Source organism: Chryseobacterium sp. MDT2-18, assembly GCF_030815285.1.
Taxonomy (GTDB): Bacteria; Bacteroidota; Bacteroidia; order Flavobacteriales; family Weeksellaceae; genus Kaistella; species Kaistella salivictor.
Genome location: NZ_JAUSWQ010000002.1, coordinates 24,022 through 43,500, shown reverse-complemented (window position 1 = coordinate 43,500; position 19,479 = coordinate 24,022). Strand labels below are relative to the sequence as shown.

Sequence of the window (19,479 nt, the reverse complement as noted above, 5' to 3'; positions counted from 1 at the left end):
AATAAAATACTGATTTGAAAGTTATTATCTGATAATGAAAAAAACGATACTTTTCCTTTTAACAGTCACGGTTTTTAATTCGTGTTCCACCCGAAAGAAGACGAACGATTCTGTATTTATGAAAGGATTTTTCTCTTATTACAATACGCTCTTTAACAGTAAAGATGCGCTGGAAACGGAATTGAAAAACAGAGACAAAGCCCATAAAGACAATTTCTATGCGCCGTATATTCAGTTATTGACTTATGATGAGCAACCTCTGGGAACCAATTTCCAGTCGAATTCAGGTGGAATGTTTGGGAATGATCCAATGAGTTCAGAATTATCAGCAGTAAGCAGAAACCGAAATTCAGTAGGTCCACCTTCTCCTCCGGGAGGTTCGTCATCATTGGGTTCGCCAGGATCTTACGCCATGAATGGCCATAATTCGGGAGCGAGAAAAGGTGCTTCTATTCTGGAAATCTCGGAAGCAAAAGCACTGAAAGCTATCGCCAACTATTCCGTGATGAAAGGCGGTGAGGAGAAAAACAAAAAAATGTTCGATGCTTATATGCTGTTGGCTCAATCGAGATTATACAGAAATAAACCATTGGAAGCTTTAGACGGGCTGAACTTTGTTTTTGCCAATATGAGAAAAGATAAAAGAATTCCGCTAGCCCGGATTTATCAGGCACAGGCCTATTCTAAAATGGAAGATTATCACCGTGCAGAAGAGGTTTTCGCGGATTTGAAAAAAAGCAAAATCAAAAAAGAATACCGTAAACTTTTAGAGATATATTATTCTGAAATGTTATTGCAATCCGGTAAAAAACAGGATGCTGTGAATGAACTTGATGATGCATTCGCTGTTAATAAAAACCGAAAATTACGAAGCAGAATCGCTTTTTTGCGCGGACAGATTTTATCAGAACTTGGCAGAAATGAAGAAGCCAGAGAAAGCTTCGCATTGGCTTACAAAAACGCCAATGACTTCGAATTTGAAGTGAAATCGCAAATTGAAACCGCAAAGACCTTTAACGGAAAGGATGATGATTACCAAGGCGCCAGATCTTATTTGGAAAAAATAAGTAAAAAAGGAACCTACGCTTCCCGTAAAAATGAGTTCTATTACGCGTTGGGTTTAATGGCAAAAAAAGCCGGAAAAAAAGAAGAAGCCAAAGAATTTTTCACCCAGTCTCTCAAAGAGAAAGTTTCTGATCCGCAAATTCGCGGTCTGACTTATTACGAAATAGGAAAAGCCTATTTTGAAGACTCCGACTATCTTTCTGCCGGTGCTTTTTTCGATTCTTCATTGGCGGTAATGACTTATCAGCCTGCAAAAATTCTTTTAGAAGAACAATCAGGGAACATTAAAAAAGTTTCTGCGAATTATTATTTAATCAAAAGAAACGACAGTATTTTAGCTTTAACTAAAATGCCTGATGAAGAAAGAATTGCATACTTTAACAAATATATAGAAGGCATAAAAACGAAGGAAGCGCACGAAGAATTAGAGCGAAAGAAGGAGGAGAGAGGCAAAGGTTTTGATACCGGAGATTATTCTGCAACTTCACTTTTCGCCGGAAAGACAGGCGGCTTTGAAGACTTTGGTTCAAACAAAGGCGGTTTTTATTTTGCCAATCTCGGTACGGTTGCAAAAGGAGAATCTTCCTTTAAACAAATCTGGGGAAACCGTTCTCTGAATGATAACTGGCGCACTTCCGCCAGAAGTGCTTCCATAGAAGATCTGAAAAATGAAGCGATGGGAATTACGGCTGCACCTGATCCCAGAAGACTGGAACCCGGTTTTTATATCGAGAAAATCCCGACAAAAACGGCAGATATTTTGGCCTTGAAAAAAGCCAGAGACACTGCCAGTTTAGGAATAGGAAGAATGTATGAAACTTACTTTTCTGATACGCCTCTTGCGACAAAAACCCTCTATGATCTGGTCGATACCCGGCCGGAAGAAGATCTTAAACTTCAGGCCCTGTATCAGATTTTCGCCTTTAATTACGAGAAAAATCCGCCTGCTGCAGAACGGGCAAAGCAGATGATTTTAGATGAATATCCTTATACTTCTTATGCGGAATTTGTTCGGAATCCTAAAAATAATTCGTTCTCACAATCGGCAGAAGAAGTAGAAAAGTTATACGCTCAGGCATTCGATCTTTATGATAAAGAAAAGTATAACGAAAGCAGAACTTTGATTGATGCTGCCTTGGAGAAATATCCGAAAGATGCTCTGGTTCCAAAGTTTTCTTTGTTAAATGCGTTCAACAGCGGAAAAACTGCCGGCAAAGAAATCATGATTTTACAGTTAGAACAAATTGCGCTGAACTACGCCAAAACTTCTGAAGGCGAAAAAGCCAAAGAAATGCTGAAGTATCTGAAAAGTGATTTAGAAGTAGAAGCGACAGATGACTCAGGAAATGTAATTAATCCTAAACAGCCGGCCGCTCCGGTGGAAAGCCAGAAGGGCATACCTGCAATCGAAAGCGATGATCCCCCAAGTGTACCAAGCTTCAACGGTAGAAATGCTAAACCAAGATCTAAAAATTCACCTGAAACAAATGCGGTACAAGCAACTGCAGTTGAAAAACTACAATTAAAATAAACAAAAAGCGAAGATTATTCTTCGCTTTTTTTCTTTTTAACTCCTTGAAAATCTTTCAGATAAAAGGGTTCGAAATAAGCGACATCTTCAAAATCTTTCCGGTTAAATTTATCGACTGCTTTTTTAACTAAATATTTCGCTGACGGATAAACGGTTTCATTAAAATCGGCGTTTGGCAGCCGTCCACCAAATAAAGAGAGCAGTTCTTTGAGTTTCTTAGCGCCGTCTCCTGCGAACAAAATCTTTTTATCCTGATATTCCTGATAAGAGTTTTCATCTAAAACCTTCGCTTCCGTCCCGGCAATCATCTTGCCGGATTTTCCGTCAAAAACGGCGGAATAAACCTCCATTCTTCTGGCGTCGATCACTGGAATGATCACCTCATAATTCCCGTTTAAAAACGGCTCTATCATCGTTTCTAAAGAATTGACGGCAATCAAAGGAATGTTTAATCCAAAACAAAAACCTTTTGCGGAAGAAGCGCCAATCCGCAAACCCGTATAAGAACCTGGACCTTTTCCCAGGGAAACAGCATCAATATCTTTCAAAGAAAGTTTGGCTCCTTCTAAAGCCCATTCAACAAAGGTGTGTAAACTTTCAGACTGTTTATAATTTTCGGAAACTTCTTCACACAGACACAGCAATTCTTCGCCGTCAGAAATAGCAACAGAACAGTTTTTAGAGGAAGTTTCAAGGTGGAGAATTTTCATATTTTAAATCTAAAATTTAGGAATATCGCAATTTAAGAAAAAATACAGTTATTTTCGGTGAATGGTTCGTGGCTCACTTTGCGCACTCGGATAAATTGTTAAATCTGAAATCATAACGTGTTTCGGTGCGTTGATACAATACGAAATAGCGTCGGCAATGTCCTCAGCTTTTAAAGCTTCGTAACCCTGATAAACTGTTTTTGCGCGGTCCTCGTCGCCCTTAAATCTCACTTTTGAAAAATCAGTTTCTACAGCGCCAGGCTGAATATTGGTTACTTTAATTCCAAATTCGGTCAATTCCAAACGCATTCCTTCAGAAATGACATCGACGGCTTTTTTCGAAGCGCAGTAAACGACCCCGTTCGCATAAGTCTGTCTCGCCGCAACAGAAGAAATATTCACAATATGTCCGGCATTTCTTTCTTTCATGCCCGGCATCACCATTTTCGACACATATAATAATCCCTTGACATTACCATCGATCATCATGTCCCAATCATTAATATCGGCCTCGATCAGTGATTCTAAACCATGTGCGTTTCCTGCGTTGTTAATGAGAATATCAATATTTTTCCAATCAACAGGAACGGAATTAAAGGCGGTTTCCACTTCATTATAATTGCGCTGATCAAAGTTTAAACTAAAAATTTCGGTATGAGCTGAAAGTTCTTTTTCCAATTGGTCTAAAACTTCAGTTCTGCGGCCACAAAGAATCAATCTAAATCCCTGTTTTGCCAGAAGTTGCGCGGTAGCTTTTCCGATTCCGGAAGTTGCTCCAGTAATGAGTGCTGTTTTCATAAAAATTAAAATTTTTAAAATGTAACAATCTATCAATAAAACAAGGTAACAGTCATTGATAGCTTATTTGAAAATCCTTTAAATTGGTACTTTAATATTAATACATTGCTCTTAATTGGCATCGAAACTCTGAAAAGCATCTTCGAGATGTGTAATCTGTAATCTTCCTCTATCGTCGGGCAACACAGCGATGATATCAAACCGAACTTCCTGATCAAGGTTTCTGTCTTTCATGAAGAAATCGGCAACCATCACCAATGATTTTATTTTCTTTTTCGTCACCGCTTCCTGCGGTTCCATGAAAATATCGCTTCCTCTGGCTTTCACTTCCACAATGATTATTTGCGTCTGAAATTCTGCAATAATGTCGATTTCTGCTTTTTGATAGCGGAAATTTTTAACCAAAATCTTATATCCTTTTTCTTCTAAAAAAGAGGTGGCCAATTCTTCGGCCAGATTTCCAAATTCGTTGTGTTCTGCCATAATGATTGGCTTTATTATTTAAACTGAACTTTTACCTGATCTTCAATTTGCATTTTTATATCTGCACCGATAATCAAAGGTTTATTGTCAAAAATATGACCGTTTGGAAAACCAAACAGAGTAGGGAAGCCGTATTTTTTTAACCGGTCTGAAATGAGCTGATAAGCAAAACCGTCAAAACTTTCTGCGTAGTTTTTATTATCTTTTTCGTCGCCCATATAGGTCATTCCACCGATAATTAAACCTTTAATTTTCCTGAAAACTCCTGCCAGTTCCAAACTCATCATCATGCGGTCTAATGCATAATAATTCTCGCCAATATCTTCTATAAAAAGGATTTTATCTTTAAAATTAAAAGAGTAGGGCGTTCCTAAAAGTGCATAAATCAGGGCTAGATTTCCGCCAATTAATTGACCTTCAGCCGTTCCTTTTTTATTTAATGGATTACTTTCTACTTTATAATCCGGTTTTTCACCTTTTAAAATATCAAAAATCAAATCATAGCTTTCATCGGAAACTCCAAAATTTGAGGTTTTAATGGTTTGTCCGTGAATAGAGACAAAATTGTTTTTCAACAAAAAACTCTGAATCACAGTGTTATCTGAATATCCAATGTACCATTTCGGGTTTTTCTTCAATTTTGAAAGCTGCAGATGTCCTAATAAATGCTGGCAACCGTAACCTCCTCTGGAAGCCCAGACAGCAGAAATTCCATCATTATTAAAAGCCCAGTTCAGATCAGAAATTCTCTCTTTTTCAGTTCCGGCGTAGGAATAACCGTTCGAAAATTCAGTATAAACATGTTTCCCTAAAACCGGTTCAAAGCCTTTTTGCCTGATTATTTCCAAACCCTTTTCCAATTGCTTTTCTTCTACCGCGCCTGCAGGAGAGATAATGGCAATCTCATCACCCTTTTTCAAGGATTTTGGGAATATCATTTCGTCCATTTCTGAATGTGTTTTTGACCGGTTTTTTCAGCCTCCTCTAATTTTTTATCAAATTGATTGAATTTTTTGAAGCTTTGTAAGAAAATAAAAATACTGAAAGCAACCAGAATATAACCAACTCCTTTTCTGATTCTGTTGGCCACCGTTTGGGTAAGTTTATCATGAAATATTTTAGCCAAATAAATTTTAAAGAAATCAATCACAAGATAAGTTCCTACGACAAGTCCCATGTATAAAAGAAAATCCTCAGTTTTAGGATATGCATTTCTGACTGAAATTACCGTCACCAACCAAAAAAGAACAACACCAATATTTAAAATATTAAAGAAAAAACCATTCAGAAAAGTTTTAATATAATTCTGATTGATCAGTTTATCTTCACCCGGTAAATGCATTTTCGTTTTCGAAACGACCATATAAAGAGCATAAATAAAGACAATAAAGGCGGTAATTCTATAAAATCCCGGATGTTTATCGATAATTTCTACCAAATCGCCACTGGCAAAATATGCAGCTGTAATGCATAAAATATCAGCCAATACGACGCCACAATCCAAGGTGAACGCATGTTTGGGACCACGTGAAAAACTTGTTTCGATCAGCAGAAAAAAAATCGGCCCGATGAAGACAATACTCAACATAATTCCTAACCCGACGGCTGAAAGTATAAGTTCTATCATTAATAATGTTTTGAAAAAGAATTAAATTTTACTCAAATTCATTTTACAGTGAGGTGCAAAAATACGGTTTACGATTCAATGATTTTAAAATCCAGCTGTTTTTGGATTAAATTCGCTTTCATTACCCTAATGGTAACTTCGTCACCCAATTGATATTTATTGCCTGTGCGGCTTCCGTAGACGGCGTGATTTTTCGCATCATAAGAATAAGAATCATCCATTAAATCGCGTAATTTAATAAGACCTTCCGCACCGTTTTCAGGAATCTGCACCCAGAATCCAAAATCGGCAACTCCGGAAATAACACCGGTGAAATCTTCGCCCAAATGTTTTTCCATAAACTTAACCTGCATGAATTTAATGGAATCGCGTTCGGCATCAGAAGCCAGTTTTTCCATTGAACTGCAGTGTTTGCATTTATCGTCGTATTCCTGTTTTTGTGGTGATTTACCGCCGTCTAAATAATGCTGTAATAACCGGTGCGCAATTAAATCGGGATAACGGCGGATAGGAGAGGTGAAGTGGGAATAATAGTCGAAGCCCAAACCATAATGTCCGATAGGATCGGTAGAATAAATCGCTTTACTCATCGAGCGCATCGCCAGGGTTTCGATCATATTTTCTTCGCCTTTTCCTCTGATATCACTTAATAATTTATTGAGAGATTCCGCTACTTTTTTAGTATTCGCCAGATTCATGGTATAACCAAAAGTTCCTACAAAATCACGTAATGCTTCCAATTTAGCCGGATCCGGATCGTCGTGAATTCTGTAGATAAATGTATTATTGGTTGGGACGCCTTTTTTATTTAAAGAGATATATTCCGAAACTTTTTTATTAGCAAGCAACATAAATTCTTCAATCAAGTGATTTGAATCTTTACTTACTTTAAAATAAACCCCTATAGGTTCGCCTTTTTCATCTAAATTAAACCTGACTTCGCTACGGTCAAAGGTAATGGCACCGTTTTCAATACGGGCTTTTCTCATGATTTTTGCAAGCCGGTCCAAGGTTAAAATTTCTTCTGCTAAATCTCCTTCCTGGGTTTCAATTCTTTCCTGCGCTTCTTCGTAAGCAAATTTACGGTCAGAATATATGATGGTTCTTCCAAACCATTGGTTTTGAATTTCTGCTTTGTCATTTAATTCAAAGACGGCAGAAAAAGTGTATTTTTCTTCATTCGGGCGAAGGGAGCAAACATCGTTGCTTAAAACCTCTGGTAACATCGGAACCACACGGTCAACTAAATATACCGAAGTAGCGCGTTTATACGCTTCTGCATCCAGAACTGTTCCCGGAACTACATAATGCGAAACATCGGCGATATGAACTCCAATTTCCCAGTTTCCGTTATCTAATTTTTGTATAGAAAGTGCGTCATCGAAGTCTTTTGCATCTTTGGGGTCAATGGTAAAAGTACAGATTCCACGCATATCGCGGCGTTTTGCAACTTCATGATCATGAATTCTACGGTCGATATCCTGGGCTTCTTTTTCAACATCTTCCGGAAATTCATAAGGCAATCCGTATTCAGCTAAAATAGAGTGAATTTCTGTTTCATGTTCACCCGGAGCACCGAGTACTTTGATAATTTCACCTTCTGGATTTTTTTCTCCGGCTTTCCAGGCAATCATTTTAACAATGACTTTATCACCATCTTTTGCACCACCAATTTTACCCTGCGGAACAAAAATATCAGTATTGATGTGTTTTTTATCGCCTACTACAAAACCGAAATCTTTATATTTAATAAATTGAAACGTTCCCACGAACTGATCGCGTTTTCTTTCAATAACTTCCAACACAGAACCTTCTACTTTTTTCCCTTTAAAATGATAGGTGACAATAAGAACGGTATCTCCCTGTAGTGCGTCTTTTACGTTTTTAGAATGTACGAAAATATCATCCTCTAACCCAGCAACTTTTACATAAGCGTTTCCGGTTTGGTTAAAATCGATGGTACCGGTTAAAGTTCCTTCAATCTTAATATTGATGATGAATTTTCCTTTTTCGACTTCCTTAATTCTTTGATCTGAAAGTAGTTTATGCAACGACTGAATTACCAGTTCGCGCTGTCTGGGATTTTTATAATCAATACCGTCTGCAATCTGCTTGTAGTTATAGATTTTTCCAGATTTTTCGTTCATAAAACGCAAAATCAGTCGCCCGATTTCCTGCAATTTATGATTATTTTTATCTGAGAAATATTTTCCTTTTGCCATAAAGTATGGGTTGTATTTATATATAAGAAAGTTTTAGCAGGTCGAAATCTTTTCAACTCTGTTCTGATGTCTGCCTCCTTCGAAAGGAGTATTGAGGAAGGTATCTACAATGTCTATAGCCAAATGACTTCCGATAAAGCGGGAGGGAAGCGCAATCATGTTCGCATTATTATGTTGACGGGCAAGAGCGGCAAGTTCGGGCATCCAACACAAGGCACATCTAATTTTCTGATGTTTATTGGCGGTGATAGAAACTCCCTGACCACTTCCGCAAATAAGAATTCCTAATTCATTTCTTCCCTGCTCGATAGAATCCGCCGCAGGATGCACAAAATCGGGATAATCCACAGAGTCTGGGGAATAAGTGCCGAAATCTTCCACTTCAAACCGGCCTTCCAAATGTTTTTTTATGATTTCTTTGTATTCGAAACCTGCATGATCGCATGCTATTGCTATTTTTTTCATGACTATTTTTTAAACCTCAATTTTCAGTTCATACAAATTTAAGATTATTAATATAAAAAGCATTCGATTAGTGATTAAATCTTTGTATTCCATCTATATTAACATAAAACAAAAGCTGATTCCGGTGGTTTTTAAGTAAAATAAGGTTTTGGAATAACTTGGGGAGAACTTACAGAATGCATGTGGATAAGTTCCTAGAACATTGTCTTTCACATTCAGATATAAATTCATAATGGACTATATTTTCGGTTAAGCCCAAATAATCTTTTATAAAATTGTCGGACTTCAATTCCGAAGTTATTAAGATTTGGGTTATAAATATATCTCCCAAATTATAATTACTCACAAATATGGATAAGTCGTTAAAACACCTATTAATCAACTAATTAAAATGTTAACAAAACCTGATTAATTTAACTGATAAATGTGGTCAATTAATAAAGTTTATTTCTCCACATACTACCGAACTACAACAACACTACTCAATTTCTTTATTTATAAAAAAAAGATAATGTAGATAAGATGAGTATTTGTGAATTGTGGAATTTTAAATCGAAATTAATTTTTAATCGGGGGAATAAATAGTAAATTTGTGAAACTTAAAACGGAGAAAATTTTATGAAAACAATTAACGATTTTAACTTCAAAGACAAAAAAGCACTGGTGCGAGTAGATTTCAATGTTCCGCAGGATGCTGATTTGAAGGTAACCGACAGCACAAGAATTCAGGCGGTAAAACCTACGGTAGAAAAGATTTTGAATGATGGAGGATCGGTAATTCTGATGACGCATTTGGGGCGGCCAAAAGGTAAAGTATCAGGAGAATTTTCTTTAAAAAATATCCTTCCCGAAATTGAAAAAGTTTTAGGAAAACCGGTGAAATTCTGTGCAGATTGTATCGGTGACGAAGCAAAAAAGATGAGTGCTGACTTACAACCGGGAGAGATTCTTTTGTTAGAAAATCTTCGTTTTCATAAAGAAGAAGAAGAGGGTGATATTGACTTTGCCAAACAATTATCTGAGCTGGGAGATGCGTATGTAAATGATGCTTTTGGAACTGCGCATCGAGCGCATGCTTCGACTGCAGTTATTGCTCAGTTTTTTTCTTCAACTAAGTTTTTCGGTTTATTGATGGCGAAAGAATTGGAAGCGATTGAAAAAGTATTGAAAAGTGGTGAAAAACCTGTTACTGCGATTTTGGGAGGTTCTAAAGTTTCCAGTAAAATTACGATTATAGAAAATATTTTGCCGGCAATTGATAATTTAATTATTGGTGGAGGAATGGCTTTTACGTTCATTAGAGCATTAGGAGGCGAAATTGGGAATTCCCTCGTAGAAGTCGATAAACAGACGTTGGCTTTAGAAATACTGGAGAAAGCCAAAACGCAGAATGTAGCTGTTTATTTGCCGGTTGATTCGGTTATTGCTGATGAATTTAATAATGATGCAGAAAGAAAAGAAGTTGATATTTTTGAAATTCCAGATGGCTGGATGGGCTTGGATGCAGGAGTTAGATCAAGAAAAATATTTCATGATGTCATTATGAATTCCAGAACTATTTTATGGAATGGCCCAATCGGCGTTTTTGAAATGGCTCATTTTGCTGCAGGAACGGTTGCTTTAGGTGACAGTATCGCGGAAGCGACGAAACTCGGTGCATTTTCACTTGTCGGTGGTGGTGACAGTGTGGCTTTCGTTAAGCAGTTCGGCTATGATGATCAGGTAAGTTATGTTTCGACCGGAGGAGGAGCGATGCTTGAAAGTTTAGAGGGTATGGAACTCCCTGGAGTAAAAGCAATCAACAGTTAGTTTTCAAATTTAAAGTTACCATAAAAAAAGTTTCCTGTAAAAAGGAAACTTTTTTTGTTAGAGTTTATTTTTTTTATCGATTCAAATTACTGCGATATTTTAATTTATAATAATTTTTAAATGTTCCTTTCTCAATATTTTTTGACTTTTAAATTTTAAAAAATAGACTTGTTAAATTTATAAATGGGAAGAGAAAACAGTAAAATTAAGTTTTTTGTTCAAATCAGCTCAAAATTGACTTTCATAAATACATCAAAAATCGAATAACTATTTTTTTTCGATAATGTATATCAAACTCGAATATTCGCCTGTTTTTGATGCTTTTATGTTAGAAATCAGTCCATGGATCATTCCTTTTAACCAATAAAGTGGAGATTTTTTATATTTTTCACTTAACATTGAAATATAGAACGAGTCGAGTAGGAGAGGTTTTATTTTTTTGATTTTCCAGTATTTGTTGTTCATCAATTTTTGCATGCCCGATTTTGAAAAATGATAAAGATGTCTGGGTACATCATAGGCGGCCCAAAATTCTTTATATTTCAAAGCATCATAAGAAGCTACATTAGGAACTGCAATAATCAAGACGCCGTTTTCTTTTAATTTGCTGTAAAATGCTTTTAGTATTTCGTCTTGATTTTCAATATGTTCGAATACATGCCAAAGCGTAATTGCATCTAAAGATTCTTCTTTAATAAAATCAATATTATTGATAATCTTAGTTTTACGTACCTTTTGAATCGTATATTCACTGGCGGATTCGCTGGGTTCAAAACCAAATGTTTCGAAATCATCTTCAATATATTTGAGGAATTCGCCGGCACCGCAGCCGTAATCTAAAACTTTTTTATGTTTTCCTACAAAGTCAATCATTATGTTACGTTTGTAATTTAGATTGAAATTCTGTAGAAATTTATAAGCGGTTTCTTTGAGAGATCCGGAATCCTGATGGTGGGAAATATATTCTGCACTGTCATAATAGTCAGAAATATTTTGAGGTACGGGTGATGTTTTCAGAACTCCGGGAATGGCAGTTTCTTTAATTTCAAATTGTTCTTGAGTCAGAAAAAGGTCTTTAACTTTCATAGATGAGAGAGCAAGTATAATTTATAAAATGTTTCACGTGAAACATTACTTTAAATAGATTAATAAAATATTAATATCAGCAGGGGAAACACCGCTAATTCTTGCTGCCTGTGCAATCGTTTTTGGCCTTATTTTATTGAACTTTTGTTTCGCTTCTGCAGAGAGTGATTTTAGATTATCATAATTAAAATTATCTGCAATTTTGATAGTTTCCAGACGTGATAATTTGGCAACGTTATCTCTTTCTTTCTCAATGTATCCTTTATATTTAATGTTGATTTCAGCCTGTTCCTTTACTTCGGTAGAGTAATGCTGAGTCGCTTCTTTAATAAAATCAATTTCTTCTAATTTTGCTAAAGTCATATTTGGTCTCGTTAAAATCTGAGCCGAGCGGTAACCCTGATCAACTGCTGCGGAAGAAATACTTTCAAGGATAGGATTAATAATCCCTGGTTTTAAAGAAGTATCTCTCAAAAAGCTCTCTAACTGATTGCTTTTTGCAATTTTGTCTTGTACTTTTATAAGTCTTTCTTCTTTTGCTAAACCTAAATGATAAGATTTTTCGGTGAGTCGGATATCAGCATTATCTTGTCGTAGCAGCAGTCTGTATTCTGCTCTTGAAGTGAACATGCGGTAGGGTTCATCAGTACCTTTTGTGATGAGATCGTCGATTAAGACACCGATATAGGCCTCGTCTCTGCTTAAAGTAAAAGCTTCTTTTTCATGGACTTTATTATGAGCGTTGATTCCTGCAATTAATCCTTGTCCTGCTGCTTCTTCATAGCCCGTTGTTCCATTAATCTGACCAGCAAAGTAAAGATTTTCGATGAGCTTTGTTTCTAAAGTATGGTTTAATTGAGTAGGAGGGAAGTAATCGTATTCAATAGCATAGCCTGGGCGAAATACTTTTGCATTTGCAAAGCCGGGAATGTGCCGCATTGCTTTAATTTGAACGTCTTCGGGGAGTGAAGAACTGAAACCGTTCACGTAAATTTCAACTGTTCTCCATCCTTCCGGTTCTACAAATAACTGATGGCGTTCCCGTTCAGCAAAGCGATTGATTTTATCTTCAATACTGGGACAGTATCTTGGACCTATACTTTGAATGGTACCGTTGAACATGGGACTTCTGTCGAATCCTTCGCGTAGTATTTCATGAACGGTTTCATTGGTGTAAACGATATGGCAGCTCATCTGTTTGGTTAGTTTTGGACTTTCCAGATAAGAGAAGTTTTTAGGATTTTCGTCTCCTTTTTGTTCTTCCATCTTAGAATAATCCAGTGATCTTCCGTCTACTCTGGGAGGAGTTCCTGTTTTCATACGGCCTGATTCAAAACCGAGAGTAACCAACTGTTCTGTGATGCCGAAGGCGCGAGGTTCTCCCATTCTGCCACCACCCAATTGCTTATCGCCAACATGAATTATTCCGTTTAGAAATGTTCCGTTGGTTAAGACAACAGATTTTCCTCTTATTTCAAGTCCTAAAGAAGTGATTACTCCTGCAACTCTGTTGTTTTCGATGATTAAGCTTTTTACCATGTCCTGGAAAAAATCCAGATTAGGGGTCTTTTCAAGAGCAATTCTCCATTCTTCTGCAAATAACATCCGGTCATTTTGTGTTCTCGGAGACCACATTGCCGGACCTTTAGAAAGGTTGAGCATTTTGAACTGGATTGCAGATTTATCTGCAATGATCCCAGAATAACCACCCATCGCATCTATTTCCCGTACAATCTGTCCTTTTGCAATTCCGCCCATTGCAGGATTACAGGACATTTGCCCGATGGTCTGCATATTCATTGTTATCAACAAGGTTTTGGAACCAAGGTTGGCAGCAGCAGCAGCAGCTTCTGAACCAGCGTGGCCAGCGCCTACTACAATAACGTCGTATATTTCGTTTATCATTTTGATGTATTGATATGTTCCACGTGAAACATTACTAAAAATTAGGTTAAAATTTCTAAACTTTAGCCCCGATAGAAGTGGTATCTATTGTTTTCCTGAGATGCCTGAAACAGGCAAAAGAGGGACGATAAGATATTTAACAGCGGGATTAAAATCCTAAAATATTTAGATAGAAATCTTCTTTATTCCGCATTTCAGATTTTTCTTCGTCTGTTTTATCTTTATACCCACACAGATGAAGAAGGCCGTGGGCTAAAACTCTGTGTAATTCTGAATTGAAATCTTTTGCATGCGATATCGCATTGTCGGAAATGCGGGGCAAAGATACAAAAATATCTGCCGAAATAATTTTCCCTTTCACATAGTCGAAGGTGATGATGTCGGTATAATAATCGTGTTGGAGGAAATCACGGTTTATTTTAAGCAGTCCTTCATCCGATAAAAAAATGTAGTTTATTTTACCCACTTTCTTTTCTTCTAAAGTAATAAGTTTTTTTAACCACTCACTCGTTTTGGTGGTGATTTCTATTGGATCGACGTCTTCAAAGAAATACTGTATCATATTTTAAAACCAATGTCCCAGAATTATACTGAGAATCCCGTTTTTATTTTTTAATGGTTGACTGTAATTAATTTTTATCTGTCCGAAAGGTGATCTATAACCTGCCGTAAGTCCTGCCGAGGATTCTGATATATGTAAAATATTATCAACCTTGTGATCATCAAAAAGGTTAGCAAATGAAATATTGGTGTCTATAAAATAGCTTTTTGCCACTCTGAATTGAAGTGTATTTGATGAACTTAGGATGTTTCTGCCAATAACCTCACCGAATTGATAGCCCTGAAAGCTTACTAGATTACCTAAATTTTGTTCAAAAATACCTCCTAAACGATAATTGTAATAGGGACTTAAATTATCACCAATTGTAAATCCACCAACTAACCCAAGACGGTAAGTAAGCCAGGAATTGATGGGAAAATTCAGCTGTGTAGTTATTTTTGCCTGTAACGTCTTCCCATCATCATATTTGTGCAGGATATCTAAAACTTTCCCTTCTACATTCAATAAAAAACCTTTAGTAGGAAAATTTCGGTCATCCTGAGTATCACTTTTAATGAAAGCGTAGGCATTGATGTAATTTTCAGATGCGGTAAAGGTTGAACTTCCAAAGGGTTTAGATTCAAAATAATCATTACTTAGACCTGCACCCACTGCGTATTTATCGCGCCAAATCGATTGAAGAAATATTTCGTTCCGAAACCAGTTCCACTTGTCATAAACATTACCAGTTTCATCGTTTAGATCCATTGATATCCCTGATGCATAAACACCCAATCCCGGAATGTAACCATTGTCAATAAAATAATTAAAATAATACCGCGGCCGGTCACCCACTACAACATCAAGGGAAACGGTTGAATTGCGAAATAGAAGTCTTTTGGCTGTAGCATTAAGCATTAATCCGGTTTTGAAAATTTCATCGTAATGCAGTCCAAAACGTAAAAAGAAGCGTGTGTCATCTTCTGTAACATTTAATTTCAGGAAATTTTTATTATCCTGCTCAACGATATCATAATTGATTAAACGGTAGTTATTTGTCGCATATAATTTATCAATCATTTTGTTGATTCCGCCGTAGGTTTGAAGAGAAGGGACCTTCAGATTCATTTTACCTAAGACATAGTTCTCTTTAAAAATATAACCGTTAAAAAGAATGAGACTATCGATTTTATAGACATTAGAATAGACGGTACTCATGGGTGCGCGCAGCAATTTTTGATCTTTTTTTGGCAGTAATGAAAGGGTCTGCATGTATTTCTGGGCCTCTACGTAACCCGAATCAAGAATGGCTTTTTTGGCATCGTAACTTGTTGCTCCCATCCCTTCCAAATTTGGATGGATATTGATGTCTGTATAATTGTACTGTATTTTTGTTTCTTTCTGAATTCCAAAATCAATCACTTGGTTTAAAATGGATATTGCCGACTGTAAATCTTTTCTACTGGCTAAACCTTGGCTCAAATCTACTCCAATGACGATATCAATCCCTTTCTCTTTTAATGGTTGAGATGGATAATTTATGGTCATTGCTCCATCGATGTAGAGCGAGTCGCCAATTTTTACCGGATCCATTAAAGACGGAAAAGCAGAACTTGCCATAATAGCACTTACCAGATCGCCACTTTCAAAGAGTTTCATATCCCCACTTTCAAGATTCGTGGCCACACACATAAAAGGAATAGGTAACTTAGAGAAATCGGTGATGGTAGAAACGTTTTTAAAGAGTTCTTTTAACAAATAGATATTCTTTTGACCGGTAGAGATCGCCTTTGGCAAAACGTTGATTTTCCCATTTTTTATAGGTACCGTAAGAATGTAATTATCAACCGATTTATTAAAAAAGGTAGTTTCCTGTCTCGTCTTTTCGTTAGCAAGAATCGAGTAAAAGTCTGTGTCCATCACGATTTTTTCTATTTCTTTTCCGGTATAGCCGGAAGCGTATAATCCCCCAACAATTGCGCCCATACTCGTTCCGGAGATGTAATCGACCTTCACGCCTAAAGAATCAAGAACCTTTAAAACACCGATGTGTGCAAATCCTTTAGCTCCTCCACCAGAAAGAGATAAGCCAATCTTGGGGTGCTTAGGGATGGTAAAACCTTCCTTAATCTGTGCATTTAAAGTAATAGCGAGTAATAAAAACAGAAAACAGATACTACATTTTTTCATTTAATCTTTGATATAAATACGTTTAACTCGTCGGGATATAGACGTTAATACTTCATAAGAAATTGTTTTACAATAGGAGGCAAACTCTTCAAGCGATGGACTGGAGTTAAAGATAATAACTTCTTCACCTTCTTTCGCTACAAAATCTCCTAAATCAATCATCATCATATCCATACAGACATTCCCGACAATCGGGAAAAGATTCTTTCTAATTCCTACAAAACCGGCATTATTTCCTACCAATCTTGGGATTCCATCTGCATAACCAACGGGAATTGTAGCGATATTGGTATTCTCCAATGCTTTAAATTTTCGGTTATAACCGACCGATTCACCTTTATTTACAGTTGATATTTGTGAAATTACCGTCTTAAAGGTAACTGCACTTTTCAGTTGTTTTTTAATTTCAGGATGGGCGGAAACTCCCACCATTCCAATACCGATCCTAACCATATCAAATTGATAATCAGAGAAATTGACGATTCCTGAAGTGTTAAGAATATGTCTAATTGGCTGATCATTAATCCCTTGAATAAGTGCCAGTGAATTTTCATTAAAGATATGAATTTGTGCTAAAGTATATTCCTTTTCCTGATCATCATCAGATGAAGATAAATGACTGAAAATAGATTTTACTTTAACGTTCATAGAGTTCAACTTTTCAATGAGCATACTCAGTTCATCTTTCTTAAAACCAAGACGGTGCATTCCAGTTTCTAACTTGATATGAATAGGATATCGATGTTGAATTCCTTTCTGAATCAGTTTCTCATTAAACAGTTCGAGCACCCGAAAACTATAAATTTCCGGTTCCAGTTTATAATCGATGATGATATTGTAACTGTGCTGTTCCGGATTCATTACCATAATCGGCGTTGTAATACCGTTTTTCCGTAAATCTACGCCTTCATCTGCATAAGCCACGCCTAAATAATCGATGTGATGATGCTGCAGGAATTCCGCAATTTCGTAACCTCCTAAACCGTAAGAATACGCTTTTACCATCGCCATCATTTTGGTTTCAGGTTTTAGTAATGCTTTATGAACATTAATGTTGTGCAGGATAGAATTTAAATTTACTTCTAAAACGGTATCGTGTTTCTGTAGTTCGAGGTAAGATTTTACTTTATCGATTTCAAACTTCCGTGCACCTTTCAGTAAAATTAAATGATCTTCTATTTGGTTAAGATATACGTTGTCAATAAGTTCTGCCGTGTTACTGAAAGTAAAAGTTTTAGCATCAAACAATCTTTCCAGTTTAGTGATTTCGTTTCCGATGAGAAAGACGGACTTAAAATGTTGCTCATTGGTTAGAGCAGCGACTTCCTGATATAGCTGGTCTGCATTTTTACCTTCCACAAAATCGGTCAGGATTAAAACTTTATTCGGTTTATTATATTCGTTAATATGCTGAAATGCAATTTTTAAAGAATCTAAATCAAGATTGAATGAATCATTGATAATGAGATTATTCCTTATTCCATTCACGCTTTCCAGGCGCATTTCAACCGATTTCAAAGAATTCAGTTTCTCTACAATTTTGGAGTTATCAAAACCAAATTCTTTCAAAACTGAAATCACACACAAAACATTGCTTATCGTAGCTTCATCTCTTTGGTTAACAGGAACAGAAAATTCTTCTTCAAAATATTGAATGAAGACCTCTTGCGATCTGTTTTTCCAATCATTTTTGATAAAGACCTTATTGCGGTTTTTAAAACCAAATGATATTAATTTTTTACTTGAATACCGCTCAGTTATTTTATTATAAACCAATTCATTATCTCCATTAAAAATGATCGTTTCTGAATTTTCAAATAATCTAATTTTTTCATCAATAAGATCTTCAGCAGAGTCAAAATTTGAAGAATGTGCAGAACCGATATGGGTAAGAACGCCGATTTGTGGCGGGAAAATATCTTCAAGAATTTTCATCTCCGCAGGTTTTGAAATTCCAACTTCGAAAATTCCTAACTGATGTTTTTTATTAATTTCAAGCAAAGAGAGCGGAAGACCCAGCTGTGAATTGAAACTCTTCGGACTTTTTACGGTCGCATAATCATGAAATAACGATTGATATAGCCATTCTTTAACAATAGTTTTACCGTTACTACCCGTAATTCCGATTGTTTTTAGGTAAAATTGTTTCAGATGATATTTCGCAATTTTTTGGAGAAATTGTATGGAGTTATCAACAATGATCCAGGTGATATTTTTATAGTCGGAATAATAATGTTCAGAGATGATGATGTCGATTCCTTTTTCAATGGCTGACTGAATATATTTTTCACCGGAATTTTTTGAAGTATTGATCGCAAGAAAAGCAGTATCATTCACGGAAAATAATGTTCTGCTGTCGTAGGCTATATTTTTGAGGTGTAGATTTTCATCACCAATTAATTGGGATCCTGTAATTTCTGCAATTTGTTTGGTCGTGTAATTCATTTTTTTTCGTTGTTCAGAAACTCTTCATTGAAAACTTTTCTGCTGACGGCTTCATAACTTTCAGTTTCACCCAACTGCACCAGATCTGTATTGGTGGAGGTTCTCATAGAATGGTTGGCGAGATTTCCGGTTCGTTTACAGATGGCGTGTACTTTCGTAACATATTCTGCGGTCGCCATTAAGTTCGGTATAGGACCAAATGGTCTGCCCATAAAATCCATATCCAAACCGGCGATAACAACACGTATTCCGCTGTTCGCCAGTTTGTTGGCAACTTCTACAATACTTTCATCGAAGAATTGTGCTTCATCAATTCCCACCACATCGCAGTTAGAACCTAGTAATAAAATCTCGCTCGGACTTTCTACAGGAGTGCTGCGGATTTTATTCTGATTATGAGAAACCACGTCTTCATCTGCATATCTTGTGTCCAGCTTTGGTTTAAAGATTTCCACGTTTTGTCCTGCCATTTCTGCACGTCGCAACCGCCGGATTAACTCTTCAGTTTTTCCCGAAAACATCGAGCCGCAGATAACTTCCATCCAGCCGCTTTGTTTTGCGTGATTTATTGTATTTTCTAAAAACATTTGTTAATTTAGCCG

General features: G+C 36.5%; 15 protein-coding genes. 2 read left to right on the top strand and 13 right to left on the bottom strand.

Going from position 1 to position 19,479, the window contains the following annotated elements:
• The first annotated feature begins 34 nt into the window (after positions 1–34).
• Complete coding sequence (locus QF004_RS02095; protein ID WP_307422221.1) at positions 35–2,596, top strand: lipopolysaccharide assembly protein LapB; 2,562 nt, start codon at positions 35–37, stop codon at positions 2,594–2,596.
• A gap of 14 nt (positions 2,597–2,610) precedes the next feature.
• On the opposite strand, the gene tsaB is transcribed toward QF004_RS02095, so the two are convergent.
• The 7 genes from tsaB to rpiB all read right to left on the bottom strand — a co-directional run bounded on the left by tsaB (position 2,611) and on the right by rpiB (position 8,901).
• Complete coding sequence (tsaB, locus tag QF004_RS02090) at positions 2,611–3,306, bottom strand: tRNA (adenosine(37)-N6)-threonylcarbamoyltransferase complex dimerization subunit type 1 TsaB (protein ID WP_307422220.1); 696 nt, start codon at positions 3,304–3,306, stop codon at positions 2,611–2,613.
• A gap of 48 nt (positions 3,307–3,354) precedes the next feature.
• Entirely contained in the window at positions 3,355–4,104 is a 750-nt protein-coding gene (locus tag QF004_RS02085; RefSeq protein WP_307422218.1) for an SDR family NAD(P)-dependent oxidoreductase, read from the bottom strand.
• Between the two features lie 111 nt (positions 4,105–4,215).
• Positions 4,216–4,587, bottom strand: coding sequence for a YraN family protein (locus QF004_RS02080; protein ID WP_282904187.1), 372 nt, complete (start codon positions 4,585–4,587; stop codon positions 4,216–4,218).
• A gap of 14 nt (positions 4,588–4,601) precedes the next feature.
• Complete coding sequence (locus QF004_RS02075) at positions 4,602–5,534, bottom strand: LD-carboxypeptidase (RefSeq protein ID WP_307422216.1); 933 nt, start codon at positions 5,532–5,534, stop codon at positions 4,602–4,604.
• On the bottom strand, positions 5,522–6,214 hold the full coding sequence (locus QF004_RS02070) for a LysE family translocator (RefSeq protein ID WP_133439237.1): 693 nt from the start codon (positions 6,212–6,214) through the stop codon (positions 5,522–5,524). The genes QF004_RS02075 and QF004_RS02070 overlap by 13 nt, the downstream gene beginning before the upstream one ends.
• A gap of 68 nt (positions 6,215–6,282) precedes the next feature.
• Positions 6,283–8,436, bottom strand: a complete 2,154-nt coding sequence (gene rnr, locus QF004_RS02065) for a ribonuclease R (protein WP_307422214.1) — start codon at positions 8,434–8,436, stop codon at positions 6,283–6,285.
• A gap of 33 nt (positions 8,437–8,469) precedes the next feature.
• A complete protein-coding gene (gene rpiB / locus QF004_RS02060) occupies positions 8,470–8,901 on the bottom strand; it encodes a ribose 5-phosphate isomerase B (protein WP_133439239.1) in 432 nt (143 codons plus the stop codon).
• Between the two features lie 618 nt (positions 8,902–9,519).
• Here rpiB and pgk point away from each other — a divergent pair.
• Positions 9,520–10,710, top strand: a complete 1,191-nt coding sequence (gene pgk, locus QF004_RS02055; protein WP_307422212.1) for a phosphoglycerate kinase — start codon at positions 9,520–9,522, stop codon at positions 10,708–10,710.
• A 267-nt stretch (positions 10,711–10,977) separates the two neighbouring features.
• On the opposite strand, the gene QF004_RS02050 is transcribed toward pgk, so the two are convergent.
• From QF004_RS02050 to QF004_RS02025, 6 genes are all read right to left on the bottom strand, one after another.
• Entirely contained in the window at positions 10,978–11,796 is an 819-nt protein-coding gene (locus QF004_RS02050; RefSeq protein WP_307422210.1) for a class I SAM-dependent methyltransferase, read from the bottom strand.
• Between the two features lie 45 nt (positions 11,797–11,841).
• Positions 11,842–13,701, bottom strand: a complete 1,860-nt coding sequence (gene mnmG, locus QF004_RS02045; RefSeq protein WP_307422209.1) for a tRNA uridine-5-carboxymethylaminomethyl(34) synthesis enzyme MnmG — start codon at positions 13,699–13,701, stop codon at positions 11,842–11,844.
• A gap of 148 nt (positions 13,702–13,849) precedes the next feature.
• On the bottom strand, positions 13,850–14,263 hold the full coding sequence (ybeY, locus tag QF004_RS02040) for an rRNA maturation RNase YbeY (protein WP_307422207.1): 414 nt from the start codon (positions 14,261–14,263) through the stop codon (positions 13,850–13,852).
• A gap of 3 nt (positions 14,264–14,266) precedes the next feature.
• Complete coding sequence (locus QF004_RS02035; RefSeq protein WP_133439244.1) at positions 14,267–16,432, bottom strand: patatin-like phospholipase family protein; 2,166 nt, start codon at positions 16,430–16,432, stop codon at positions 14,267–14,269.
• Positions 16,433–18,877 carry a bifunctional UDP-N-acetylmuramoyl-tripeptide:D-alanyl-D-alanine ligase/alanine racemase gene (locus QF004_RS02030; protein ID WP_307422206.1) on the bottom strand — a complete coding sequence of 815 codons (2,445 nt, stop codon included), beginning with the start codon at positions 18,875–18,877 and terminating at the stop codon, positions 16,433–16,435.
• Positions 18,874–19,464, bottom strand: coding sequence for a thymidine kinase (locus QF004_RS02025; protein ID WP_133439246.1), 591 nt, complete (start codon positions 19,462–19,464; stop codon positions 18,874–18,876). Before QF004_RS02025 ends, QF004_RS02030 begins: the two co-directional genes overlap by 4 nt.
• Between the last annotated feature and the right edge of the window lie 15 nt (positions 19,465–19,479).